The sequence below is a fragment of the Janthinobacterium woesei genome (genome assembly GCF_051380875.1).
Lineage (GTDB): Bacteria > Pseudomonadota > Gammaproteobacteria > Burkholderiales > Burkholderiaceae_D > Janthinobacterium.
This window is the reverse complement of record NZ_JBNYXW010000017.1, coordinates 104,284-121,789: the sequence shown is the minus strand read 5'-3', so window position 1 is coordinate 121,789 and position 17,506 is coordinate 104,284. Positions and strand designations below refer to the sequence as shown.

Genomic DNA, 17,506 nt, shown 5'->3' with positions numbered 1-17,506 from the left:
CCGTTTTCCAGCCTGTAGCGCAGTGCGGCGCATGCACTGTTGCAGTGCGCTTGCCGCTTCCCGGTGCATGATTCTCACGTTTTCCTTTCCTGAAGCTGGCACATATCCTGCTTAAGTAATCGTTATTTATACGATTGCAGTGCATGCCAGACAGCCCCCACCCTGTATTGCCTTTTGATGCCGGCGCGCACAGCGCCTGGCAGGCGCACCTGCGCCTGGGGTTTGCGCTGCACGATGGCGTCAGCCGCCTGGTCGAACGCACGCACAGCGGCCCCTTGCGCGTGCAAAAGCCCCTGTACCCGGAAGGCGACGGCGTCTGCCACGCCATTGTCATTCATCCGCCCGGTGGCGTGGTGGGCGGCGACCAGCTGGCCGTCGACGCCACGGTGGGCGACGGCGCGCACGCCTTTCTCACTTCGCCAGGGGCCGCCAAGTGGTACCGCGCGAATGGCCATGTCTCGGGCCAGCACATCGTGCTGCGCGCGGGTGCCGGTGCGGCCATCGAGTGGATGCCGCAGGAGAGCATCTTCTTCGACCAGGCCAGCGTGCGCCTGCGTCACGAAGTAGAACTGGCGGTCGATGCCAGCTATATCGGCTGCGATATCGTTTGCCTGGGCCGCAGCGCTGCGGGCGAAATTTTCAAGAGCGGCAGCATCGCCCAGCAAGTGCAGATTCGCCGCGGCGGCAAGCTGTTGTGGTGGGAGCAAGGCGTGCTGGCCGCTGGCGGCGCGCTGATGGCCAGCCCGCTGGGCCTGGCCGGCCACACGGTGTGCGCCACCCTGATTGCCGTCGGCACGCCGATTGCCCCCGCCGTGCTGGCGGCCTTGCGCGAGATCAATGTGCCGATGGGCGCCGTGTTTGGCGCCACGCAGATGAAATCGCTGGTGGTGGTGCGCCTGTTGTGCGGCGACAGCGAGGCGGCGCGCCGCATCATGCTGGCCGCATGGCAATTGCTGCGCCCCGCCATGCTGGGACGCGCCGCCTTTGTTCCGCGCAGCTGGAATACCTGAACGTATTGAGCATAACAAGGAAAAACATGGACCTGACCCCACGCGAAAAAGACAAGCTGCTCATTTTTACGGCCGCATTGCTGGCCGAGCGGCGCCTGGCGCGCGGCTTGAAACTGAATTATCCGGAAGCGGTGGCGCTGATCAGCGCGGCCATCATGGAAGGCGCGCGCGATGGCAAGTCGGTGGCGCAGCTGATGTCGGACGGCGCAAAGATACTTTCGCGCGCAGACGTCATGGATGGCATCGCCGAGATGATCCCCGACATCCAGGTGGAAGCGACCTTCCCCGATGGCAGCAAGCTGGTGACCGTGCACCACCCGATACCCTGAAGGAGAGCGACATGATACCAGGCGAATACAGATTGGAAGAAGGCGAAATCAGCCTCAATGAGGGCCGCGCCACGGCCACCGTGGTGGTGGCCAACCGGGGCGACCGGCCGATACAGGTTGGCTCGCACTTCCACTTTTTTGAAGTCAACCCGGCGCTGTCGTTCGAGCGCTGGCGCGCCTATGGCATGCGCCTCAATATCACGGCCGGCACCGCCGTGCGCTTCGAGCCGGGCCAGCAGCGCACGGTGGAGCTGGTGGCGCTGGCGGGCGAACGCAAGGTCTACGGCTTCAATGGAGAAGTCATGGGCGCATTGCAAGACACTCCACCGGGAAGGGATTGAGATGGCAACAATTGCCCGCAGCGCGTATGCCGAGATGTTCGGCCCCACCAAGGGTGATCGCATCCGCCTTGCCGACACGGAACTGTTCATCGAGATCGAGCATGACTACGCCATTTATGGCGAAGAAGTGAAATTCGGCGGCGGTAAGGTGATCCGCGATGGCATGGGCCAATCGCAGCGCTGCGCGGCCGAGGTGATGGATACCGTCATCACGAACGCCGTCATCCTCGACCACTGGGGCATCGTGAAAGCCGACATCGGCCTGAAAAATGGCCTGATCTTCGGCATCGGCAAGGCGGGCAACCCCGACATCCAGCCCGGCGTCACCCTGGCCATCGGCGGCGCCACGGAAATCATCGCCGGCGAAGGCATGATCGTCACCGCTGGCGGCGTCGACACGCATATCCATTTTATCTGCCCGCAGCAGATCGAAGAAGCCCTGATGAGCGGCGTGACCACCATGCTGGGCGGCGGCACGGGGCCGGCCGTTGGCACGGCGGCGACCACCTGCACGCCGGGGCCGTGGCATTTGCATGCCATGCTGGCGGCGGCCGACGCCTTTCCCATGAACCTGGGCTTCATGGGCAAGGGTAACGTCAGCCTGCCGCTGCCGCTCGAAGAGCAGGTGCGCGCGGGCGCCATCGGCCTGAAACTGCACGAAGACTGGGGCAGCACGCCGGCCGCCATCGACAATTGCCTGTCGGTGGCCGACCGCATGGACGTGCAGGTGGCACTGCACAGCGATACCCTCAACGAGGGGGGATTTCTCGAACACACGCTGGCCGCCTTCAAGGACCGCACCATCCACACGTTTCACACGGAAGGGGCGGGCGGCGGCCATGCGCCCGACATCATCGCCGCCGTGGGCCAGTCCAACGTGCTGCCATCGTCGACCAATCCCACGCGCCCGTTTACCGTCAACACGCTCGACGAGCACCTGGACATGCTGATGGTGTGCCACCACCTGGACCCGGCGATTGCCGAAGACGTGGCCTTTGCCGAGTCGCGCATCCGCCGCGAAACCATCGCCGCCGAAGATATTTTGCACGATATCGGCGCCATTTCCATGATGTCGTCCGATTCGCAAGCCATGGGCCGCGTCGGCGAAGTGATCATGCGCACCTGGCAGACGGCGCATAAGATGAAGGTGCAGCGGGGCGCCCTGGCGCCCGACACGGCGCGCAGCGACAATTTCCGCGCCAAGCGCTATATCGCCAAGTACACCATCAACCCGGCCATCACGCACGGCATTTCGCATGTGGTCGGTTCCATCGAGGCGGGCAAGATCGCCGACATCGTGCTGTGGAAGCCCGCCTTTTTCGGCGTCAAGCCATCGATGATACTCAAGGGTGGCATGATCGCGGCCGCGCAGATGGGCGACCCGAATGCCTCGATTCCCACGCCGCAGCCCGTGCACTACCGCATGATGTTCGGCGCCTTTGGCGGCGGCCTGAAAAAGTCGTTTACCTTTGTCTCGCAGGCGGCCTACGACCTCGATATTGGCCACCAGCTCAAACTGAACAAATCCGTCATTGCCGTGAAGAACATGCGCGGCCTGCGCAAGCACGACATGATCCATAACAGCGCCACGCCGCACATGGAAGTGGACCCGGAAACCTATGCCGTGCGCGCCGACGGCCAGCTGCTGGTGTGCGAAGCGGCCAGCGTGCTGCCGATGGCGCAGCGCTATTTTCTATTCTAAGCAGGAGAGATCATGCTCACATTGCATACCAAACTGGGGGCCGGCGACGACCGCGCGCCGTTCGCGCAACTGGTGCTGCCGTATGACCAGCGGGAAAAATGCCGGCTGCGCGCCGTGCTGTCGAATGGCGACGCGGTGGCCGTGTTCACCGTGCGCGGCACGGTGCTGCGCGACGGCGAACGCATGACGGGCCCGGAAGGGCAGGTGGTGCAGATCGTCGCCGCGCGCGAACCGACCTACCTGGTGCGCTGCGCGGACGCACATACCTTGCTGCGCTGCGCTTTCCACCTGGGCAACCGGCACACGCAGGCGCAGGTGGGCGACGGCTTCTTGCGCATACGCAAGGACGTCGTCTTGAAAGAGATGCTGGAAGGCTTGCACGCCAGCGTGACGGAGGAAAGCGCGCCGTTCGAGCCGGAGGCGGGCGCGTATGGCGGCGGCCATGGCCACCATGACGGCCATGGACCGCACTTGCTGGCGCCCGTGCCGCTGCGGCAGAAAATCCACCGCCCCGGCGATACGCCAGGCGCCCCGTGATGCAGGCGTCGGCCCTGCTGCACTTGCTGCAGTTTGCCAGTCCTGCCTTGCCGATTGGCGCCTACAGCTATTCGCAGGGGCTGGAGGCGGCGCTCGAATCGACCCTGGTGCACGATGCGGCCACGGCGCGCAGCTGGATCGCGCAGCATTTGATGCAGGTGGTGGCGCGCTGGGAAGCGCCGCTGTGCTGGCGCCTGATGCAGGCGTTTGAGGAGCAGGATATATGCGCCGTGCAGCGCTGGAGCGAGCGCTTCATCGCCTCGCGCGACACGGCGGAGTTTCGCGCCGAGACCATCCAGATGGGCTATTCGCTGACAAAGCTGCTGGCCGAACTGGGCGTAGCCGATGGCGTATTGATCGACATGCTGCAAGGCCAGCCGGAAGTGGCCTTGCCCACCGCGTATGCCTGCGCCGTGGCGGCGCTGGCCATTCCGCGCGAAGAAGCGCTGCTGGCCATGCTGTTTGCCTGGGCCGAAAACCAGGTGCTGGTGTGCGTGAAATCGGTGCCGCTGGGGCAGGTGGCGGGCCAGCGCCTGCTGTTGTCGCTGCGCCCCGAGCTGGAAGCGGCGGCCCTGACGGCACGCACCTTGCAGGACGACGAGATGGGCAACTGGGCGCCGGGCCTGTCGCTGCTGTCGATGCGGCACGAAGTGCAGTACAGCCGGCTGTACCGCTCCTGATCACACAATCATGACACAAGAAAAAGGCGAGAACATGACATCCATCACATCGAATCCACTGCGCGTGGGTATTGGCGGGCCCGTCGGCTCGGGCAAGACGGCCCTGTGCGAAATGCTGTGCAAAGGCATGCGCGCGCGCTATGACATGGCCGTCATCACGAATGACATCTATACCAAGGAGGACATGGAAATCCTGCTGCGCGCCGATGCCTTGCCGGCCGAGCGCCTGATGGGTGTGGAGACGGGCGGCTGCCCGCACACGGCGATTCGCGAAGACGCCTCCATCAATCTCGAAGCGATCGCGCGCATGCAGGCCGACTTTCCCGCACTCGACTTGATCCTGGTCGAATCGGGCGGCGATAACCTGGCCGCCACCTTCAGCCCGGAATTGTCGGACCTGACGATCTACGTGATCGACGTGGCCGGCGGCGAAAAGATTCCGCGCAAGGGCGGCCCCGGCATCACGCGCTCGGACTTGCTCATTATCAACAAGACGGACCTGGCGCCGTATGTGGGAGCCAACCTGGACGTGATGGCGCAGGACGCCAAACGCATGCGCGGCGAGCGTCCATTCGTGTTTACCAACCTGCGCAGCGGCGACGGCGTGCAGGTGGTGATCGATTTTATCCGCGAGCAAGGTTTGCTCGATCAACCGAACAAGGCGATGTGATGACGAAACGATTTTTGCAGCAAACGACGGCCGTGGCCGCGTTGTGCCTGCTGGCCTTGCCCGCCATGGCCCATCCCGGCCATGGCGACAATGCGGGCTTCCTGGCTGGCCTGGCCCATCCATTGACGGGCATCAACCATTTGCTGGCCATGCTGGGCGTGGGCATCTGGGGCGGCCAGCAGCGCCGCGGCCTGGCGCAGCCTGCCACCTTTCTCGGCATGATGCTGTTCGGTGCGCTGGCCGGCATGGCTGGCTTGACCCTTCCCGGGTTGGAAACGGGCATCGCCGCCACAGTGGCGCTGGTGGGGCTGGCCATCGCGCTGGCGCTGGCCATGCCGAACTGGCTGGGCATGCTACTCGTGGGGGCGTTTGCGCTGGCGCATGGCAATGCGCATGGGCAAGAACTTCCTGCCGCATCGGCCGCGTTCGGCTTCATGCTGGCCTCGGCCATGCTGCTGTTGGCGGGGCGTTGCATCGGCCAGGTGATGGCCGAGCGCTTGCTGCGCCTGGCCGGCGTGGCCCTGGCGGCCGCCGGCGTGGTGCTGATGGGGGTGGCTTAGGCGCCGGGGCGCTTGTCGGACAACACGATGGGGGCCGCGTTTTCAGGATGCAAGCCCTGGTGGCCCGCATAGATGGCGGCGATGGCGGCCATGTCGGCTTGCTTGTCGCCCGTCAAGCTCAGATGGTCGACCACGCCCAGCACCTTGTTTGGATAGTCGATGTAGACCAGCAATAAAGGCACCTTGGCGGCCAGGGCCAGGTGATAGAAGCCGCTCTTCCAGTTCGGGCGGTAGCTGCGCGTCGCTTCCGGCGTGATGGCCAGCCAATACCAGTGGGCAGCCTGCATGCGCTCGGCCTGGCGTTGTATCGTACCGCTGGTGGTGCTGCGGTCGACGGGTTCGCCGCCCAGGTAGCGCAGCACCTTGCCCAGCGGGCCGCGGAACAGGGAATCTTTCGCCAGCCAGCGGAACGGCAGGGCCAGCGCCCATTTGCCGAACAGGCCCACGATGAAGTCCCAGTTTGAGGTGTGCGGATAGACGACGACGATGCCACGCGGTCCTGGCAGGGGGCGAAAGCGCAGGCGCCAGCCGAACAGATGCAGCAGCCGCAGCGCGCAGCGCTGGTGCCAGGTCGGCAAATCGCGCGTGTGTACAAATAAATCGTCCATGGATACCCTTTATTATATGTGCGTGTCTCTGTTCTGATGCGATGGCGCGGCTGGCCACTGCTTGAAGCAAAAATTCTGCGCACGCATTCTATACGGGGCTGGCGGTGGCGACAAGCAGCCCAGGCCGCTATTCATGCGGTGCCGGGGCTGTTGCTGTTGCTACTTCCACTGCTATTTTAACTGTGTCCGTCTGGCGCGGTGCCGATGGCGTTGAGCGGGCAGGGAGCGAAGGAGCGAAGGGAGTGGAAGCAAAGCGGCGGGCGTTGCGAGCGTGACGCCGTTGCCAGCGCCAGGATCGTTGCGCCCGCCGTCAGGGGACGTTGCGAGGGCTAATTGCTACTCGGCTACTCAGGCCAGTGCCGGATAGTCCGTGTAGCCGGCCGCATCGGGCGCGTACAGGGTTGCCGGGTTAAGCGGATTCAATGGCGCGTCGCGGTGCAGGCGGACTGGCAAGTCCGGGTTGGCGATGAACCACAGGCCAAAGGCGACGGCATCGGCTTCGCCGGACGCCAGCAGGGCTTCGGCGGCTGCCTTGTCCATTTTTTCATTGGCAATGTATACGCCGCCAAATTGCTCTTTCAGGTACGGACCCAGGCGGTCTTCACCGAGCGCTTCGCGTGCGCAGATGAAGGCGATGCCGCGCTTGCCCAGCTCGCGTGCCACGTAGCCGAAGGTGGCGCGCGGGTTCGAGTCGCCCATGTCGTGCGCATCGCGGCGCGGCGCCAGGTGCATGCCGACCTTGTCGGCGCCCCATACGTCGATGCACGCGTCCGTCACTTCGAGCATCAGGCGGGCGCGGTTTTCAATCGCGCCGCCATAGTTGTCGGTGCGCAAGTTGGTGCTGTCTTGCAGGAACTGGTCGAGCAGATAACCGTTGGCGCCGTGGATTTCCACGCCATCGAAGCCCGCCTTTTTCGCATTCATGGCGCCAAGGCGGTAGGCCGCGACGATGCCGGGAATCTCTTGCGTGTCCAGCGCGCGGGGAGTGACGAACTCCTGTTGCGGGCGCACCAGGCTGACATGGCCGGCCGGCTTGACGGCGCTGGGTGCCACTGGCAAGTCGCCATCGAGGAAGAGCGGCGCGGAAATGCGCCCCACATGCCACAGCTGCAGCACGATCAGGCCGCCCGCGTCATGCACGGCCTGAGTGATGTGTTTCCAGCCTTCCACCTGTTCATCGGACCAGATGCCTGGCGTGTCCGCATAGCCCACGCCTTGTGGCGTGACGGCGGTCGCTTCCGAAATGATCATGCCGGCCGTGGCGCGCTGTGCGTAGTACTCGGCCATCAGGGCGTTGGGCACGCGGCCCGGGTTGCCGGCGCGCGAACGCGTCAGCGGCGCCATGATGATGCGGTTTTTCAATTGCAGGCTGCCAATGGTGATGGGGTCGAATAAAGTTGTCATGATTGCTATTTTCCTGTCGGGAGAGCCGCGAACGGCGATGTGGATGGGCCTGCTGTTACAAACCTTGCTGCATGTACTCAAGAAAAGCCTGGATGGTGGCTTCATTGCGTTTGAAAAAGCTCCATTGCCCCACTTTCCTGGCTGAAATCAAGCCGGCCTTTTGCAAGGTGGCAAGGTGCGCCGAGACGGTCGATTGCGACAAGCCCAGGCGGCGATCGATCAGCCCGGCGCAGACGCCGAAGTCGAGCGGATGGTCTTGCTGCGCGAAATGCTGCCCGGGCTCTTTCAGCCATTGCAAAATCTGCCGGCGTACGGGATTGGCCAGCGCCTTGTGGATGGCGTCGATGTCCATGGGATTCTCCTGGTCGATCATTTCGTCTGAGGGCGAGGTATGTATCGCATTTTTCAAATTTCAATATCGTCATATTACGATATAAAACGATAGCGTGCTGGCGGCGTGAGATTCCCGCTCGGCGAGAAGGGCGGCGAGTGGGCCGCCCCGGCGGGATCAGGCGAAGTGGAACAGCAGCAGGGCGATGACGGCGGGCACCGTTTGCAGGTAGACGATGCGTATCATGACGGTGGCTGCACCCCATAGGCCGGCGACGGCGATGCACACGAGGCCGAAGACGGTGAATGCATGGGCGATGGCGGCATCGGGATGGAAAAAACCCAGCGCCAGCGCCGCCACCAGGAAGCCGTTGTAGCAGCCCTGGTTGGACATGGCGGGGCGCACGATATCCGCTTTTTCCTTGCTGAGGCCAAATACCTTGCGCCCGCGCGCGTCGAACAGCACGGTTTCGAGCAGCACGATATAGACATGCAGCAGCAGAATGATGGCGGTCAGGGCCTGGGCCAGGATAAGCATCGTCGCTCCGGATAGGAATGCAGGTGTTGTCATTATGCTGCCGTTGCCCCGTTTGTGGTGCATTTTTGACTAGAGCGGCGCCACTAGCCATGGCGTGCCTCGTATTGCAGGAGGCCATGCTGGATATCTGTGTAAAATTGCATCATTGCAATAATATGCTCATCCGTGCCGGCTTGCCGCAAGGCATGCCGGACGCTTCAAAGAAAATAATGAAACCGAAAAATATCGTGGCGTTGCTGGCGTCGTGCATGGCGAGGGTGACGACGACAGGCTGCGCCATGGAAGGCGATTCCCTGCCGCGCCGTGCCGCCACCTTTGTCGATACGGTGCTGCGCGGCATCGGACAAGTGATGTTGCAAAACAATAGCCTGACTGGTCTGCTGTTCCTGGTGGGTATTTTCTACAATGCCAGCCTGTTTGGCTGGGCGGTGCTGCTGGGTACCATCACCAGTACGGCCACCGCCATGCTCCTCGGTGCCGAGCGTGCGCAAGTACGGGCCGGGCTGTTTGGCTTCAACGGCGCGCTCGTCGCCATAGGCTTGATGTATTTCCTTGATCTCAACTTGCTGACCTGGACCTATGTTGTGCTGGCCGCCGCCAGCACGACCGTCATCCTGGCAGCGCTGCTGCGTTTGCTGGGTACCTGGAATGTGCCCGCCCTGACGGCGCCGTTCGTCTTCACCACCTTGTTTTTCGTCATGGCATGCGCACGTTTCGGGCGCCTGCAGACGACGGGCGTGCTGCCGACGGCTGGCCTTCCAAAGGCGGCCTCGACAGTGGAAGGCATCGTGACCATATCGACGGTGCTTGAGGGGCTATTCAATGGCATCGCCCAAATTTTCTTCCAGGGCAATATGGTCACGGGCGTCATCTTCGCTTTGGCATTGCTGATCAGCTCAAGAGTGGCCGGCCTGGCTGCACTGCTGGGCTCGTTCACCGGCATCCTGGTGGCGTGGATCATGGGCGCGGCGGAGCCGGCGATACGCTCGGGCGCCTTTGGCTTCAACTCGGCGCTGACGGCCATTGCGCTGGTCAGCGTGTTTTTTGTGCTCGATGTGGCCTCGGCAGCGTATGCCTTGCTCGCCACCGTGGTCACGGTGGTCGTGTTCGCCGCCATGTCCGGCGCCCTGGAGCCGCTGGGCATGCCCGCGCTGACGTCGCCATTTGTCCTGGTCGTGTGGCTGTTCGTGCTGGCCGGTCCGCTCTTTCCACGCTTGCGCCGCGCAGCTGGCTAGCAAGCGCGGCAGTGGGCAAGAGTTTGTTGCCGATGGTATACTTTTTCCTTTTGCTCCTGTGGGGACGGCCCCGCTCGATGATGGGGCTGCATGGCGGGGACGACCCTGCCGCCTCAGGAGAGTGTGTATGGCGTGGATTATTCTGGTACTGGCTGGCTTGCTGGAAACTGGCTGGGCCATCGGCCTCAAATACAGCGACGGCTTTACCCGTCTCGTGCCATCGGTGCTGACGGCCATTTCCATGGTGGCCAGCGTAGTGATGCTGGGCCTGGCCTTGCGTACCTTGCCGCTGGGCACCGCGTATGCGATCTGGACGGGCATCGGTACCGTGGGTACGGCCATTTTCGGCATCATGGTGCTGGGCGAACCGGCCAGTGCGGCGCGCATCGCCTGCATCGCGCTGATCGTGTCCGGCATCCTGGGCTTGAAGCTGCTCAGCCCGCAGTAAATTTTCCCTGACGCGCCCTGCACCGTTGCGCCGCCCTGAACGAGCAGGCGGCGGACGGGCGGGGCGTTGCTGTATCGATTGTCCTTGAAAGGATGCAAGCATGAGCCTTGCCATGACGTATTTCTACCTGGCCATTGCCATCATCGCCGAGGTCATCGCCACCAGCGCACTAAAGGCGTCCGACGGTTTCAGTCGCTTGCTGCCCAGCATCATCACCGTGGTCGGCTATTGCATCGCGTTCTGGTTCTTGTCGCTGACCATGCGCGTCATTCCTACCGGCATCGTGTATGCCATCTGGTCCGGCGTGGGCATCGTGCTCATTTCCGCCGTGGGCTGGTTCTGGTTCAAGCAAAGCCTGGACTTGCCGGCGCTGATCGGCCTGGGCCTGATCATTGCCGGCGTACTGGTGATTAACTTGTTTTCAAAGTCGGTCGGCCACTAATTAAAAGCTGGCGGCGACTCTTGCCAGGTAATACCACTCGGCATTGGCTGCCGCGTTGACGTCGGGGAACAGGATGTAGGCATCAAACTCGGCCGTGACTGGCGTGCCATCAAAGCGCACGCCGATTTGCTCGCCCTGTTTCACCTTGTCAAAGCTGGACCAGGTCTTGATGAAGCGGTCGCCCGCATCGAGCTTGTCGTGCACGACGACCATGTTCAATGCTTCCATGTCGGCGTCCGCAATCGGTTCCGCTTGCGGTGTATCAATGAAGCCCAAAAAGGCCAGCGTATTCTTGATGGCGCGGTAGGCCACGTCCGGCGCGGCCGGGTCCGCATGCTGGCCGCATTCCAGGGTCAGCGCATAGCCGCCTGTCGAGCGCATGTATTCCGTGGTGCCTACGCCATAGCGCAAGACCATGCCCACCTGGTCGCTGCTGCCCAGGCGGCGCTGCACGCCCTGGCCGTAGGCGTGCAGCCAGCCATCGACGAAGCGGCGCACGCCCAGGCGGCGCGCCAGTGCGCGTTCCTTTTCCTCGTGCTGGAATGGTTGCAGCGGGCCATCGTTGTTGCGCGGCCCGACCATGACGAAGGGCTGGCTGTCGGCATTGAATGAGTGCAAGTCCAGCAGCACGTCGTGCTGGCCCAGCAACGGGCACAGCCAATTGGCGATGCGGTCTTCGAAATCTTGCGCATTGTCGTTCGGGAACAGGTTGCGGTTCAGGTTGCGGTCGCCGCTGCGCACGCCCTTGGCGTAGGCCAATGGGTTGGTGATGGGCACGAAGGTGACGCTGCCGGCGAGGATGGAGATGGCGCCGCTGTCGAGTTCAGCCATCACGCGTTTGATGCCCTTGGTGCCGCAGGTTTCATTGCCGTGCACGGCGCCGGTGACGATCAGGCGCGGGCCGCTGCCCTGGCCCGTGTAGTTGATGGATTTGAAGTGGAGTGCGCTGCTCATGCTGGACATATCCTATGCTGTTGCGGAAAGGGAAAGCGGGGTCGGCATATTTTAGCGGGATTCGTGGCGCTTGCCCCTACATTGTCCGTAAAAATGTGGGCACGGCTGGGCCTGGCATGGCATGATCGGCGCCACCGTTGTTTTTCATTGCTGATATCCATGTCGTCGTCCCCACATTCCTCCCGCCTGGTCGGCCTCGACACCTTGCGTGCGCTGGCTATCGTGCTGGTGTTCATGAATCATTATTTGCTGTTTGTCAGCGATGGCGCCGCCTTTGGCTTCTGGGGCGAAATCGGCTGGACGGGCGTGGATTTGTTCTTTGCCCTGAGCGGCTATCTGATCGGCAACCAGATCTTTGCGGCCCTGCGCAGCGAGCACGGCTTTTCCCTGCCGCGTTTCTATGCGCGGCGCTTTTTGCGCACCTTGCCCAGTTTCTATGTCGTGCTGGCGCTGTATTACCTGTGGCCCACGTTTCGCGGCGACAGCGCGCTGCTGCCGCTGTGGAAATTCCTGACCTTTACGCAAAACATCAACCTGACGCCCGGCACGGCCTTTTCACATGCCTGGTCCCTGTGCGTGGAAGAACAGTTCTATGTACTGCTGCCGGCCGTGGCCTTGGGCATCGCCGCTTGCCGCAAGTCCCTGCTGTGGGCGTGGCTGGCCGTGGCGGCCAGTTTTATCGTGGGCATGCTGGTGCGCGCGTATCTGTGGGATGAATATGTGCAAGTGCCGCGCGGCGGCCTGGGCTACTACAAATATATTTATTATGCTTCGTGGTGCCGCTTCGACGAGCTGGTGGCAGGCGTGGCGTTGGCGTTGCTGAAAAACTACCATCCGGCCGCCTGGGCGCGCCTGACCTCGTACGGCAACCGCACCTTGCTGGCGGGAATCGCCGGCACTGCGCTGATGTTGTATATCTTTCTCACCGATCACTTTGGCTTTTGGGTGACGGTGTTCGGCTACCCGGCGCTGGCGGCCAGTTTTAGCTTGCTGCTGATCGCCGCGCTCAGCCCCGCCAGTGCCCTGTATAAGCTGCGCGTGCCGGGCGCCGCCAGCCTGGCCCTGTGGTCGTATGCGATTTATCTGTTGCACAAGCAATTGTGCATCTTGCTGCGGCCCATCTTGCAAGGCTTTGGCTACGGGCCGGACGGCTTGCCGGCCATGCTGGTGATGATTATTCTCAGCATCGCCACCGGCTGGCTCTTATATGCAGTGGTGGAAACGCCGTTCATGCGCTTGCGGGCGCGCTACGTTCCCGCCAATCACGCTCGATGATTACATGTCGATCACGTCCAGCCCCCGGGGCGTGCCCACCAGCAATTCCAGGATGCTGTGCACGCGCTGGTTCGTCTCTTCGTGCCGGGTGTTGAAGATCAGGGTGCGCAGGCCGGGCACGGCTTCCGTGGTGTGGTCGCTGGCGTAGGCATTGATCAACAACAAGACCAGGTCGGTAGCGCCTGCGCCTGGCTGGCGCCGCAGCCGGTCGTGGATCACGTTCAGCAGCGAGCGCTGCATGCGCGGCGTGGGATTGCTGATATAGCTAAATACGCTGGGCGTGTTGGCGATGGCCGCGCAGATGCGCCGTTCGATCTCGTCCGGCTTCACGTCGGAAGCGATATCGAAATACGCGCCATTCCAGCGCGTGCGCGCATACGGGTGGTTGGGCGGGAAGGAGTCGGCCGTTTCGAAGCCGCAGATGCGGCTCAGGGTTTTCAGCCAGGCTAATAGGGTGGAGTTCATGCCGCGATTTTAGCGGCATTCCATGCGCGCTGCGCCTTCTATATGCCGCCTCTATATAAAAGGGGCTGACGCCCGGGAAGTGGGCTAAAAACAGATTAAAGTTTCGTGTAAAACAGCCCTTGTATTTACGGGAAAGCCTCTCTATAATGCTGGTCTTCGGGGCGGTTAGTTCAGCTGGTTAGAATACTTGGTCGACATCCAAGGGGTCGGGGATTCGAATTCCTCACCGCCCACCAGAATTTGGCAGTAGATGGTTTTGTTTTAAGCTGGCGCAAGCCGCAAGCGATCATTTGAAATATAGTGATCAATAAAAGTTTTACGGGCGGTTAGTTCAGCTGGTTAGAATACTTGGTCGACATCCAAGGGGTCGGGGATTCGAATTCCTCACCGCCCACCAGAATGCAGTGAGAGAGAAAGGTAAAACCGGTTATGACACCGCGAACTACTACCAAGCTTTGGGAGTGACGCTAGTCGAACGGGTTTCCTTTGTCTCAAAAAAGTGAAAAGCGCGGCTAGTCCGCGTTTTTTTGCGTCTGCGTTTTCCTTTCAGTTTCTCAGTCCACACCATTCATTGCAGTTTTACCTGGCGCCAGCGCCGATATGGAGATCAATATGCTTACAATCCGACTTCCCGATGGTTCCGCCCGTCAATTTGACGGCCCGGTCACCGTGGCCCAGGTTGCGGCCAATATTGGTGCTGGCCTGGCCAAGGCTGCCCTGGCTGGCAAGGTTGACGGTAAGCTGGTCGACACTTCCTACCTGATCGAGCAAGACGCCGAACTGGCGATTGTCACGGACAAGGACGCCGATGGCCTGGAAGTGATCCGCCACTCGACGGCCCACTTGCTGGCGTATGCAGTCAAGGAATTGTTCCCGGAAGCGCAAGTGACCATCGGTCCCGTGATCGACAACGGTTTCTATTACGATTTCGCCTACAAGCGCCCGTTCACGCCGGAAGACCTGGTGGCGATCGAAAAGAAAATGGCGGAACTGGCCAAGAAGGATGAGCAAGTCACGCGCAAGGTCGTCGCGCGCGATGAAGCCATCGAGTACTTCGAGGGTATCGGCGAAGCCTACAAGGCTGAATTGATTGGTTCGATTCCTGCCGACCAGGAAGTGTCGCTGTATTCCGAAGGCAAATTTACGGACTTGTGCCGCGGCCCGCACGTGCCATCGACGGGCAAGCTGAAAGTGTTCAAGCTGATGAAGCTGGCTGGCGCCTACTGGCGCGGCGACTCGAAAAACGAGATGCTGCAGCGTATCTATGGTACGGCCTGGGCCAAGAAGGAAGACCAGGAACTGTACTTGCACAACCTGGAAGAGGCGGAAAAACGCGATCACCGCAAGCTGGGTAAGCAGCTCGATTTCTTCCATTTCCAGGAAGAGGCGCCGGGCCTGATCTTCTGGCACCCGAAAGGCTGGTCGATCTGGCAGCAAGTCGAGCAATACATGCGCAATGTGTATCAGGTCAATGGGTATCAGGAAGTCAAGGCGCCGCAAATTCTCGACCGTGGCTTGTGGGAAAAGACCGGCCACTGGGATAATTACCGTGAAAACATGTTCATCACGGAATCGGAGAACCGCGCCTACGCGCTCAAGCCGATGAATTGCCCGGGCCATATCCAGATCTTCAACAACGGCATGCGTAGCTACCGCGACCTGCCTTTGCGCTACGGCGAATTCGGCCAATGCCACCGCAACGAGCCATCTGGCGCCTTGCACGGCATGATGCGCGTGCGCGGCTTTACGCAGGATGACGGGCATATCTTCTGCCTGGAAGAGCAGATCGCCGGTGAAGTGACGGCGTTCCACCAGCAGGCCATGGATGTCTACACGGCCTTCGGTTTCACGAATATCGACGTGAAACTGGCCTTGCGCCCAGATAACCGCATCGGCACGGAAGAGTCCTGGGATTTCGCCGAGGAATCCTTGCGTGCGGCCTTGCGTGCCTGTGGCGTGGAATGGACGGAATTGCCGGGCGAGGGCGCATTCTACGGTCCGAAGATCGAGTACCACCTGAAAGACAGTTTGGGCCGCGCATGGCAGGTGGGCACCGTGCAGATCGATCCGTCGATGCCGGGCCGCCTGGGTGCCGAATACGTGGCCGTGGACAATACGCGCCAGGTGCCGATCATGCTGCACCGTGCAATCGTCGGTTCGCTGGAACGTTTCATCGGTATCCTGATCGAACACTATGCGGGTGCGATGCCATTGTGGCTGGCGCCGGTGCAGGTGTCGGTGTTGAATATTTCCGACGCTCAAGCTGATTATGTACAAGAAGTAACAACAAAACTGCGCAAAGCGGGGCTGCGCGTACAAGCCGATTTGCGTAACGAGAAGATTACCTATAAAATACGTGAACATTCCGTACAAAAATTGCCTTACATCTTAGTAATTGGCGACAAAGAACGGGATGCCAATACAGTGGCCGTGCGGGCGCGGGGCAATATCGATCTGGGCGTCATGTCCGTCGATGCCCTGATAGAGCGACTCAAACATGAAGTCGACACCAAGGCCTGACGAGGAAACTCGCTGCACGACCGTTCTACAAGATTTTTAAAGGAAATTACAATAGCTACTGACAAGTCACATCGCATCAATGGCGAAATCACTGCCCCTGAAATGCGTTTAAGCGGGGTCGATAACGAACCACTCGGTATCGTAAGTTTGGCTGAAGCCTTCCGCCTGGCGGAAGAGGCAAACGTCGATCTGGTGGAAATTGCGCCTACTGCGCAGCCACCGGTATGCCGTTTGATGGACTACGGCAAATTTAAGTATTCGGAGCAAAAGAAAGCTCACGAAGCCAAATTGAAGCAAAAGATCATCCTCGTGAAGGAAGTCAAATTCCGTCCGGGGACTGATGATGGTGACTACAATATCAAGTTGCGTAATCTCATCAAGTTCCTCGACGATGGTGATAAAACCAAAATCACGCTGCGTTTCCGCGGTCGTGAGATGGCGCATCAGGATATTGGCTTCCGTATGCTGGAACGTCTGAAAGCCGATCTGGAGCCGTACGGCCAGGTCGAGCAGTTCCCGAAGATGGAAGGCCGCCAAATGATCATGGTTCTTTCGCCTAAGAAGAAGAAGTAAGCTACAATAGCGTTTTACTGTGGATCGACATGATTTGTGCCAGCATTGGTACGACACCAGATTCCAGGCAGAATTTGCGCGGCCCGGTCAGTGATGCCCGGGCCGTGCGAACTGTAGCGGACTCGCATCCGCTGCACAACATGTGAAAGCAGGCATCTAAGCGCAGCGTCGTGTTGCCACCTGCAATCCTGTTATAAATGGAGCTGTCCGTAAGAGGACAGATTGCTATGCCTAAAATGAAGACCAAAAGCTCGGCGAAAAAACGTTTTCGCGTGCGTCCAGGTGGTACTGTTAAATGTGGTCATGCGTTCAAACGCCACATCTTGACCAAGAAAACCACCAAGCTGAAACGCGCACTGCGCGGTACTACCAATGTCGCTGCGTCTGACGTGAAATCCGTCTACCGCATGATGCCGACTGCTTAATCTCACACTCAATTTAAGGAGTTACTATGCCTAGAGTAAAACGTGGGGTTACAGCTCGTGCCCGTCATAAAAAAATTCTTGTTCAAGCTAAAGGCTACCGTGGTCGCCGCAGCCGTGTATACCGTGTTGCCAAGCAAGCAGTCATGCGCGCTGGCCAATACGCTTACCGCGATCGCCGCAACAAGAAACGCGTTTTCCGCCGCCTGTGGATCGCCCGTATCAACGCCGCTTCCCGTGAGCATGGCGTAACGTACAGCGTATTCATGAACGGCTTGAAAAAAGCAAATATCGAACTGGACCGTAAAGTCCTGGCCGATATGGCTGTGATGGACAAGCCAGCGTTCGCTGCGATTGTCAACGCAGTTAAAGCAAAAATCGCAGCGTAAGCAAACGATTGATGCAAAAACGCCATCCGTAGGGTGGCGTTATAAAGAGCGGGGCAGGGGTCTAATTCACCCTA

At 60.8% G+C, this 17,506-nt stretch carries 22 protein-coding genes and 2 tRNA genes; 18 read left to right on the top strand and 6 right to left on the bottom strand.

Annotated features, from left to right (window positions below):
- Nucleotides 1-143: 143 nt before the first annotated feature.
- The 8 genes from ACQ4W6_RS20040 to ACQ4W6_RS20005 are packed head-to-tail and all read left to right on the top strand — an operon-like array spanning nucleotide 144 to nucleotide 5,829.
- Nucleotides 144-1,010, top strand: coding sequence for an urease accessory protein UreD (locus tag ACQ4W6_RS20040; RefSeq protein ID WP_436568924.1), 867 nt, complete (start codon nucleotides 144-146; stop codon nucleotides 1,008-1,010).
- Between the two features lie 26 nt (nucleotides 1,011-1,036).
- Nucleotides 1,037-1,339, top strand: a complete 303-nt coding sequence (locus ACQ4W6_RS20035; RefSeq protein WP_314606613.1) for an urease subunit gamma — start codon at nucleotides 1,037-1,039, stop codon at nucleotides 1,337-1,339.
- A gap of 11 nt (nucleotides 1,340-1,350) precedes the next feature.
- On the top strand, nucleotides 1,351-1,680 hold the full coding sequence (locus ACQ4W6_RS20030) for an urease subunit beta (RefSeq protein ID WP_436568923.1): 330 nt from the start codon (nucleotides 1,351-1,353) through the stop codon (nucleotides 1,678-1,680).
- A gap of 1 nt (nucleotide 1,681) precedes the next feature.
- Nucleotides 1,682-3,382: an urease subunit alpha gene (gene ureC / locus ACQ4W6_RS20025; protein WP_436568922.1), complete on the top strand. Its 1,701-nt coding sequence runs from the start codon at nucleotides 1,682-1,684 to the stop codon at nucleotides 3,380-3,382.
- A gap of 12 nt (nucleotides 3,383-3,394) precedes the next feature.
- Nucleotides 3,395-3,919, top strand: a complete 525-nt coding sequence (ureE, locus tag ACQ4W6_RS20020) for an urease accessory protein UreE (protein WP_436568921.1) — start codon at nucleotides 3,395-3,397, stop codon at nucleotides 3,917-3,919.
- On the top strand, nucleotides 3,919-4,599 hold the full coding sequence (locus ACQ4W6_RS20015) for an urease accessory protein UreF (RefSeq protein ID WP_436568952.1): 681 nt from the start codon (nucleotides 3,919-3,921) through the stop codon (nucleotides 4,597-4,599). Before ureE ends, ACQ4W6_RS20015 begins: the two co-directional genes overlap by 1 nt.
- A 34-nt stretch (nucleotides 4,600-4,633) precedes the next feature.
- A complete protein-coding gene (ureG, locus tag ACQ4W6_RS20010) occupies nucleotides 4,634-5,269 on the top strand; it encodes an urease accessory protein UreG (RefSeq protein ID WP_436568920.1) in 636 nt (211 codons plus the stop codon).
- The gene (locus tag ACQ4W6_RS20005) at nucleotides 5,269-5,829 is read left to right on the top strand and encodes a HupE/UreJ family protein (protein WP_436568919.1); all 561 of its coding nucleotides are present in this window, start codon (nucleotides 5,269-5,271) and stop codon (nucleotides 5,827-5,829) included. Before ureG ends, ACQ4W6_RS20005 begins: the two co-directional genes overlap by 1 nt.
- Here the strand turns inward: ACQ4W6_RS20005 and ACQ4W6_RS20000 are convergent.
- The 4 genes from ACQ4W6_RS20000 to ACQ4W6_RS19985 form a co-directional block, all read right to left on the bottom strand.
- A complete protein-coding gene (locus ACQ4W6_RS20000; RefSeq protein WP_436568918.1) occupies nucleotides 5,826-6,437 on the bottom strand; it encodes a 1-acyl-sn-glycerol-3-phosphate acyltransferase in 612 nt (203 codons plus the stop codon). The genes ACQ4W6_RS20005 and ACQ4W6_RS20000 overlap by 4 nt on opposite strands.
- A gap of 348 nt (nucleotides 6,438-6,785) precedes the next feature.
- On the bottom strand, nucleotides 6,786-7,841 hold the full coding sequence (locus ACQ4W6_RS19995; RefSeq protein ID WP_436568917.1) for an alkene reductase: 1,056 nt from the start codon (nucleotides 7,839-7,841) through the stop codon (nucleotides 6,786-6,788).
- Between the two features lie 55 nt (nucleotides 7,842-7,896).
- Nucleotides 7,897-8,193: an ArsR/SmtB family transcription factor gene (locus tag ACQ4W6_RS19990; RefSeq protein ID WP_436568916.1), complete on the bottom strand. Its 297-nt coding sequence runs from the start codon at nucleotides 8,191-8,193 to the stop codon at nucleotides 7,897-7,899.
- 156 nt (nucleotides 8,194-8,349) lie between these two features.
- The gene (locus ACQ4W6_RS19985; protein WP_436568915.1) at nucleotides 8,350-8,709 is read right to left on the bottom strand and encodes a DUF1304 domain-containing protein; all 360 of its coding nucleotides are present in this window, start codon (nucleotides 8,707-8,709) and stop codon (nucleotides 8,350-8,352) included.
- Nucleotides 8,710-8,918: 209 nt separating this feature from the next.
- Between ACQ4W6_RS19985 and ACQ4W6_RS19980 the strand changes: the two genes are divergently transcribed.
- The 3 genes from ACQ4W6_RS19980 to ACQ4W6_RS19970 all read left to right on the top strand — a co-directional run bounded on the left by ACQ4W6_RS19980 (nucleotide 8,919) and on the right by ACQ4W6_RS19970 (nucleotide 10,834).
- Nucleotides 8,919-9,944: an urea transporter gene (locus ACQ4W6_RS19980; protein WP_436568914.1), complete on the top strand. Its 1,026-nt coding sequence runs from the start codon at nucleotides 8,919-8,921 to the stop codon at nucleotides 9,942-9,944.
- Nucleotides 9,945-10,071: 127 nt separating this feature from the next.
- Complete coding sequence (sugE, locus tag ACQ4W6_RS19975) at nucleotides 10,072-10,392, top strand: quaternary ammonium compound efflux SMR transporter SugE (RefSeq protein ID WP_436568913.1); 321 nt, start codon at nucleotides 10,072-10,074, stop codon at nucleotides 10,390-10,392.
- A gap of 112 nt (nucleotides 10,393-10,504) precedes the next feature.
- The gene (locus ACQ4W6_RS19970) at nucleotides 10,505-10,834 is read left to right on the top strand and encodes an SMR family transporter (RefSeq protein WP_436568951.1); all 330 of its coding nucleotides are present in this window, start codon (nucleotides 10,505-10,507) and stop codon (nucleotides 10,832-10,834) included.
- Here the strand turns inward: ACQ4W6_RS19970 and ACQ4W6_RS19965 are convergent, their stop codons facing one another.
- Nucleotides 10,835-11,797, bottom strand: a complete 963-nt coding sequence (locus ACQ4W6_RS19965; protein ID WP_436568912.1) for a M14 family metallopeptidase — start codon at nucleotides 11,795-11,797, stop codon at nucleotides 10,835-10,837.
- Between the two features lie 150 nt (nucleotides 11,798-11,947).
- Between ACQ4W6_RS19965 and ACQ4W6_RS19960 the strand changes: the two genes are divergently transcribed.
- Nucleotides 11,948-13,063, top strand: coding sequence for an acyltransferase family protein (locus ACQ4W6_RS19960; RefSeq protein ID WP_436568911.1), 1,116 nt, complete (start codon nucleotides 11,948-11,950; stop codon nucleotides 13,061-13,063).
- Here the strand turns inward: ACQ4W6_RS19960 and ACQ4W6_RS19955 are convergent, their stop codons facing one another.
- On the bottom strand, nucleotides 13,064-13,528 hold the full coding sequence (locus tag ACQ4W6_RS19955; RefSeq protein WP_436568910.1) for a hypothetical protein: 465 nt from the start codon (nucleotides 13,526-13,528) through the stop codon (nucleotides 13,064-13,066).
- Between the two features lie 159 nt (nucleotides 13,529-13,687).
- Here ACQ4W6_RS19955 and ACQ4W6_RS19950 point away from each other — a divergent pair.
- The 6 genes from ACQ4W6_RS19950 (at nucleotide 13,688) to rplT (ending at nucleotide 17,432) form a co-directional block, all read left to right on the top strand.
- Nucleotides 13,688-13,764, top strand: a tRNA-Val gene (locus tag ACQ4W6_RS19950).
- Nucleotides 13,765-13,848: 84 nt separating this feature from the next.
- Nucleotides 13,849-13,925 (top strand) — tRNA-Val (locus tag ACQ4W6_RS19945).
- Nucleotides 13,926-14,140: 215 nt separating this feature from the next.
- Nucleotides 14,141-16,048 (top strand): threonine--tRNA ligase, encoded by a 1,908-nt coding sequence (gene thrS / locus ACQ4W6_RS19940; RefSeq protein WP_436568909.1) that lies wholly within the window; start codon nucleotides 14,141-14,143, stop codon nucleotides 16,046-16,048.
- 12 nt (nucleotides 16,049-16,060) lie between these two features.
- Nucleotides 16,061-16,621: a translation initiation factor IF-3 gene (gene infC, locus ACQ4W6_RS19935; protein ID WP_436568950.1), complete on the top strand. Its 561-nt coding sequence runs from the start codon at nucleotides 16,061-16,063 to the stop codon at nucleotides 16,619-16,621.
- A 227-nt stretch (nucleotides 16,622-16,848) separates the two neighbouring features.
- A complete protein-coding gene (rpmI, locus tag ACQ4W6_RS19930; protein WP_010399216.1) occupies nucleotides 16,849-17,046 on the top strand; it encodes a 50S ribosomal protein L35 in 198 nt (65 codons plus the stop codon).
- Nucleotides 17,047-17,072: 26 nt separating this feature from the next.
- On the top strand, nucleotides 17,073-17,432 hold the full coding sequence (gene rplT, locus ACQ4W6_RS19925; protein ID WP_010399214.1) for a 50S ribosomal protein L20: 360 nt from the start codon (nucleotides 17,073-17,075) through the stop codon (nucleotides 17,430-17,432).
- The last annotated feature ends 74 nt before the right edge of the window (nucleotides 17,433-17,506 follow it).